This is a genomic window from Ideonella azotifigens (genome assembly GCF_006519715.1).
In the GTDB taxonomy this organism is placed as follows: domain Bacteria; phylum Pseudomonadota; class Gammaproteobacteria; order Burkholderiales; family Burkholderiaceae_C; genus Ideonella; species Ideonella azotifigens.
In genome coordinates, this window is record NZ_VIDT01000427.1 from 1 (window position 1) to 4,900 (window position 4,900).

Sequence of the window (4,900 nt, forward strand, 5' to 3'; positions counted from 1 at the left end):
GCACGGTGCCGCCAGCGCGTGGAGCAGCCGTCGTCGCCCCTGGGCGTGGCTCATCGCCGCGGCTTCAGCGCACCGAGCGTGTGAACGGGAAGACCTTGGTCAGGCCCAGCACGTCGGTGATCAGCAGCAGCACGAAGATGAAGACCAGCGCACCGAGGATGTCGCCGGCGCCGGCGGGGGCCTGGTCCACCTGGGCGGCCAGCCACTGCGCCTGTTCGTCGCTGAGGGCTGCCACCCGGGCTTTGGCTTCGTCGGCGCTGAGACCGCGCTGCTGCAATGCAGCAACCACATCCTCGCGCTGCAGGGCTTGCGTCAGGAAGGCGCGGCCATCCGCCTGGTTGCCACCGGCCTGTTCCGCCGCCTGTACTGCGGCGACGGTTTCGGTGCCGATCAGCGCGGCTTGCGCGCTTTGCATCAAGCCGGCAAACGACAGGCTGCTTGCGAGCAGCAGGCACAGCCAACGGGTGGCACGACGGGAAGAGGGCATCAGGGACTCCAGTACAGCGGGGTGCAGGCCGTACCGCAGGCCTGCCAGTTCCCCATGCTACCGGCGCCTTGGCGAGGCCGTGTACCGGTCTGTTACCGCCGCCGCACCTATCGCCGCACCTATGATCGCGGGCCCTGCCATCGTGAACTTCTTGAGAGGAAGCTGCCCCGTGATTGCCGTTATCCAGCGTGTCAAGCAGGCCCACGTCGAGGTGGCCGGCCAGACCATTGGTGCGATCGGCCCCGGCCTGCTGGTGCTGCTCTGCGCCGAGCCGGAAGACGGCGAAGTGCAGGCCGCCAAGCTGCTGGACAAGTTGCTGAAGCTGCGCATCTTCAGCGACGGCGCCGGCAAGATGAACCGCAGCCTGACCGACCTGGACGGCCACGGCACGCCCGGCGGCTTGCTGGTCGTCTCGCAGTTCACGCTGGCGGCCGACACCCGCGGCGGCAACCGCCCCAGCTTCACCGGCGCCGCGCCTGCAGCGCTGGGCCGCAACCTCTACGAGGCCTTTGTCGCACTGGCCCGCCAGCGCCACGCCATCGTCGCCACCGGCGAGTTTGGTGCCGACATGCAGGTGCACCTCGTCAACGACGGCCCGGTGACGATCCCGATCACGGTGCGCTGACCGCACCAAGAAAAAAGCGCCCCGCAGGGCGCTCGGTTGCCGGTCCTGGCTGGGTCAGTCCGCGTACTGGCCTGCGGCCTTGATGGCCGGGCCCCATTTGTTGATCTCGGCCTCGACCCACTTCTTGTGGTCCGCGGCGTTGGTGCGGTTGTCGGTCACGACGACGGCGCCCAGCGCTTCTTCGCGCTTGTGGAACTCGGGGTCCTTCAGTGCGGTCTTCAGTGCGGCATTGAGCTTGTCCACCACTGCCTTGGGCGTGCCTTTGGGTGCGTAGAGGCCGTGCCAGATCGTCACGTTGAAGCCCTTCAGGCCGGCTTCGTCCAGCGTTGGCAGCTTGGACAGCAGGGCGCCTGGCAGGCGGGCCGGCGTGGTCACCGCAAAGGCCTTGACCTTGCCGGACTCGATCTGGCTGGTGGTGTTGGTGGTCTGGTCGCACATGATGTCCACCTGGCCGCCCAGCAGGTCGGTCATGGCCGGTGCCGTGCCCTTGTACGGCACGGTGGTCATGTCTTCCTTCAGGCTTTGCTGGAACAGCAGGCCGCACAGGTGCGAGGCCGAACCCAGGCCTGCGTTGGCCAGGTTGATCTTGCCCTTGTTGGCGGACAGCCACTTGGCCAGCTCGGCGTAGTTGGTCGCCGGCAGCGTGCTGCGGCCGATCAGCGTCATCGGCACTTCGTTGATCAGGCCCAGGTATTCGAAGTCGTCCAGCGTCTTGTAGGCCAGGTTGCGGTACAGCGCCGGCGAGGTCGCCATGCCGATGTGGTGCAGCAGCAGCGTGTAGCCATCCGGTGCCGCCTTGCTGACCTTGGTCGCGCCCAGCGTGCCACCGGCACCGCCGACGTTCTCGATCACGATCGCCTGGTTGCCCAGCGGCTTGCGCAGCGCCTCGGCAAAGTCGCGTGCGACCTTGTCGGTCGGTCCGCCCGCGGCGAACGGCACCACGATGGTGATGGCATGGTCCGGGTATTCGGCATGGGCGCTCTGCGCGCCGAGCGCAGCCAGCAACGCGGACAACGCGGCGCCGAACAAACGACGGTTCATGGAGGTGCTCCTTCTGTGGGGGCGTGAGGATGGGATGGGCGGGATGCTAGGCGCAGCAGGGGGCTGCGCCATCGCGGTTACTACGTAAGCTGACGCTACCATCTGCAGCCCCGTGAACCTCTGCGCCTTGTCATGCCCGCCATGCCCACCGTCATCCCTTTTTCGCTTGCTGAGCAGCCACCGGTGATCGACCAGCCGCGCGAATCCCGGCGCGAAGTGGGTGCACCGCAGCGCAGCACCTGGACGCTGTATGAAAGCGCGGCCGAAGGCGTGTCGGCCGGCATCTGGGATTGCGAGCCGGGCCGCTGGCGCATCGAATTCGGCCCCAACGAGCACGAGTATTTCCACGTGCTGCATGGCCGCGCGCGGGTCCATGAAGAAGGTGCTGGTTTCACTGAAGTCGGCCCCGGCCAGGCGCTCATGATCCCGCCGAATTTCCGCGGCTCCTTCGAGGTGCTGGAAGCCTTGCGCAAGCACTTCGTGATCGTCGAAAAATGAGCTGATCGCGGCGCTTGGCGCGCTGGCCGCATGGCGAAAAATACTTGGCTGGAAAAACGCACCGCAGGCGATTACGCTTGCAGCCCGCCGGCCCGAGATTGTTCAACCTGAAGGAGACACCATGTCCCTGCGCATCAACGACACTGCCCCGAATTTCACTGCCCAGACCACCCAGGGCGTCATCGATTTCCACCAGTGGATCGGCGACAGCTGGGCCATCCTGTTCTCGCACCCCAAGGACTTCACGCCGGTCTGCACCACCGAGCTGGGCTACATGGCCAAGATCGAGCCGGAGTTCACCAAGCGCAATGCCAAACTGATCGGCCTGAGCGCCGACACGGTGGACCGCCACGGCGAATGGGCCAAGGACATCGAGGAGACCCAGGGCGCTGCGGTCAAGTACCCGATGATCGGCGACAGCGACCTGGCCGTGGCCAAGCTCTACAACATGCTGCCGGCCGACGAGGTGGGCGCAGACGGCCGCACCGCGGCCAACAACGCCACGGTGCGCTCGGTCTTCATCATCGGCCCGGACAAGAAGATCAAGCTGATGCTGACCTACCCGATGACCACTGGCCGCAACTTCGACGAGATCCTTCGCGTGCTGGACTCGATGCAGCTCACCGCCAAGCACAAGGTCGCCACGCCGGTGAACTGGAAGCACGGCGACGACGTGATCATCACGCCGGCCGTCTCGAATGAAGACGCCGAGAAGGCCTTCCCCGGCTTCAAGACCATCAAGCCCTACCTGCGCACCACGCCGCAGCCGAAGTGAACGACAGCTGGCGTGCGCGGGCTGTCAGGCTTCCTCGCTCGGCAGGAAGCCTTCGATCGACAGGTAGCGCTCGCCGGTGTCGTAGTTGAAGCCCAGGACGCGGCTACCGGCCGGCAGCTCGGGCAGCTTCTGGGCGATGGCGGCCAGCGTCGCCCCACTGGAAATGCCCACCAGCAGGCCTTCCTGGCTGGCGCTGCGGCGGGCGTAGTCCTTGGCCGCCTCGGCCTCGACCTGGATCACGCCGTCCAGCAATTCAGTCAGCAGGTTCTTCGGCACGAAGCCGGCGCCAATGCCCTGGATCGGGTGCGGTGCCGGCTGGCCGCCGCTGATGACCGGCGAGGCGCTGGGCTCGACCGCAAACACCTTCAGCTTCGGCCAGCGCGCCTTCAGCACCTTGGCAGTGCCCGAAAGGTGGCCGCCGGTGCCCACGCCGGTGATGATGGCGTCCAGGCCCTCGGGGAAGTCGGCGGCGATTTCTTCGGCGGTGGTGCGCACATGCACCTCGATATTGGCCGGGTTCTCGAACTGCTGCGGGATCCACGCGCCGGGTGTCGCGTCGCGCAGTTCCTCGGCCTTGGCGATCGCGCCTTTCATGCCTTGCGCACGCGGCGTCAGCACGAAGCTGGCGCCATAGGCCAGCATCAGCCGGCGGCGTTCCACGCTCATGCTGTCTGGCATCACCAGCACCAGCTTGTAGCCCTTCACGGCCGCGACCATCGCCAGGCCCACGCCGGTGTTGCCCGAGGTGGGTTCGATGATGGTGCCGCCGGCCTTCAGCGCGCCGCTGGCCTCGGCCGCCTCGATCATCGCCAGTGCGATGCGGTCCTTGATCGAGCCGCCGGGGTTGGACCGCTCGGACTTGACCCAGACCTCATGCTGGTCGCCGAACAGGCGGTTGATGCGGATGTGCGGCGTGTTGCCGATGGTGGCGAGGACGTTGGCGGCTTTCATCGAAGAGGTTTCCTTGTTGTGGCATGGCCCAGCGTCTGGGCGACCGGGATGATGCCGCAGCGATCGGTTTCGTGTCGCGCATGAGCTTGCAACCGCGGTGCATGTCGCCAGGGGGCTTTCGCGAACCATGGGAGAATCCGCGCCGTGAAGCCGACCAGACCGCCGCTGGTGCTAGTTGCCGAAAGGCCGCACTGGAGGAAGGTCCGGACTGCACAGAGCAGCGTAGCGGGTAACGCCCGTCCACCGCGAGGTGCGAATCAGAGCCACAGAGACGAGTCAACGGCGGGAGGTCCAAAGCCTTCTTGGGAGACGGCATGCCGCGCTCCGACGCTGTTGGGTGAAACGCGGCAATCTTTACGCGCAGCAACACCAAATAGGCCAGCGATGAAGCGGCTCGCTGAGCTGGCGGGTAGGTGGCATCGAGCCAGGGTGGCAACATCCAGGCCCAGAGGAATGGCGGTCACGTCCGGGACTTCGCAAGAGGCACCGGGCGCACAGAATCCGGCCTATCGGTTGGCTTCAC

General features: G+C 66.4%; 6 protein-coding genes and 1 other RNA gene. 4 read left to right on the plus strand and 3 right to left on the minus strand.

The features are described 5' to 3' along the window. Nucleotides 1-64: 64 nt before the first annotated feature. The gene (locus tag FKP22_RS21030; protein WP_141289646.1) at nucleotides 65-487 is read right to left on the minus strand and encodes a PA2779 family protein; all 423 of its coding nucleotides are present in this window, start codon (nucleotides 485-487) and stop codon (nucleotides 65-67) included. Nucleotides 488-656: 169 nt separating this feature from the next. Between FKP22_RS21030 and dtd the strand changes: the two genes are divergently transcribed. Beyond that, on the plus strand, nucleotides 657-1,112 hold the full coding sequence (gene dtd, locus FKP22_RS21035; RefSeq protein WP_141289647.1) for a D-aminoacyl-tRNA deacylase: 456 nt from the start codon (nucleotides 657-659) through the stop codon (nucleotides 1,110-1,112). A gap of 54 nt (nucleotides 1,113-1,166) precedes the next feature. Here dtd and FKP22_RS21040 read toward each other — a convergent pair whose 3' ends face one another. Further along, nucleotides 1,167-2,153: a tripartite tricarboxylate transporter substrate-binding protein gene (locus FKP22_RS21040; protein WP_141289648.1), complete on the minus strand. Its 987-nt coding sequence runs from the start codon at nucleotides 2,151-2,153 to the stop codon at nucleotides 1,167-1,169. A 141-nt stretch (nucleotides 2,154-2,294) separates the two neighbouring features. On the opposite strand from FKP22_RS21040, the gene FKP22_RS21045 reads away from it, so the two are divergent. After that, the gene (locus FKP22_RS21045) at nucleotides 2,295-2,651 is read left to right on the plus strand and encodes a cupin domain-containing protein (protein WP_233446918.1); all 357 of its coding nucleotides are present in this window, start codon (nucleotides 2,295-2,297) and stop codon (nucleotides 2,649-2,651) included. A 121-nt stretch (nucleotides 2,652-2,772) separates the two neighbouring features. Further along, complete coding sequence (locus FKP22_RS21050) at nucleotides 2,773-3,426, plus strand: peroxiredoxin (RefSeq protein ID WP_141289650.1); 654 nt, start codon at nucleotides 2,773-2,775, stop codon at nucleotides 3,424-3,426. Nucleotides 3,427-3,450: 24 nt separating this feature from the next. Here FKP22_RS21050 and cysK read toward each other — a convergent pair whose 3' ends face one another. Continuing rightward, the gene (gene cysK / locus FKP22_RS21055; protein WP_141289651.1) at nucleotides 3,451-4,377 is read right to left on the minus strand and encodes a cysteine synthase A; all 927 of its coding nucleotides are present in this window, start codon (nucleotides 4,375-4,377) and stop codon (nucleotides 3,451-3,453) included. A gap of 146 nt (nucleotides 4,378-4,523) precedes the next feature. Here cysK and rnpB point away from each other — a divergent pair. Next, an RNA gene (rnpB, locus tag FKP22_RS21060) (RNase P RNA component class A) lies at nucleotides 4,524-4,900 on the plus strand.

Excerpts from the sequence above, each read along its gene's own strand:
- FKP22_RS21030 (WP_141289646.1), bottom strand. The coding sequence starts at position 487 with ATGCCCTCTTCCCGTCGTGCCACCCGTTGGCTGTGCCTGCTGCTCGCA.
- FKP22_RS21040 (WP_141289648.1), bottom strand. The coding sequence starts at position 2,153 with ATGAACCGTCGTTTGTTCGGCGCCGCGTTGTCCGCGTTGCTGGCTGCG.
- FKP22_RS21045 (WP_233446918.1), top strand. The coding sequence starts at position 2,295 with ATGCCCACCGTCATCCCTTTTTCGCTTGCTGAGCAGCCACCGGTGATC.
- FKP22_RS21050 (WP_141289650.1), top strand. The coding sequence starts at position 2,773 with ATGTCCCTGCGCATCAACGACACTGCCCCGAATTTCACTGCCCAGACC.
- cysK (WP_141289651.1), bottom strand. The coding sequence starts at position 4,377 with ATGAAAGCCGCCAACGTCCTCGCCACCATCGGCAACACGCCGCACATC.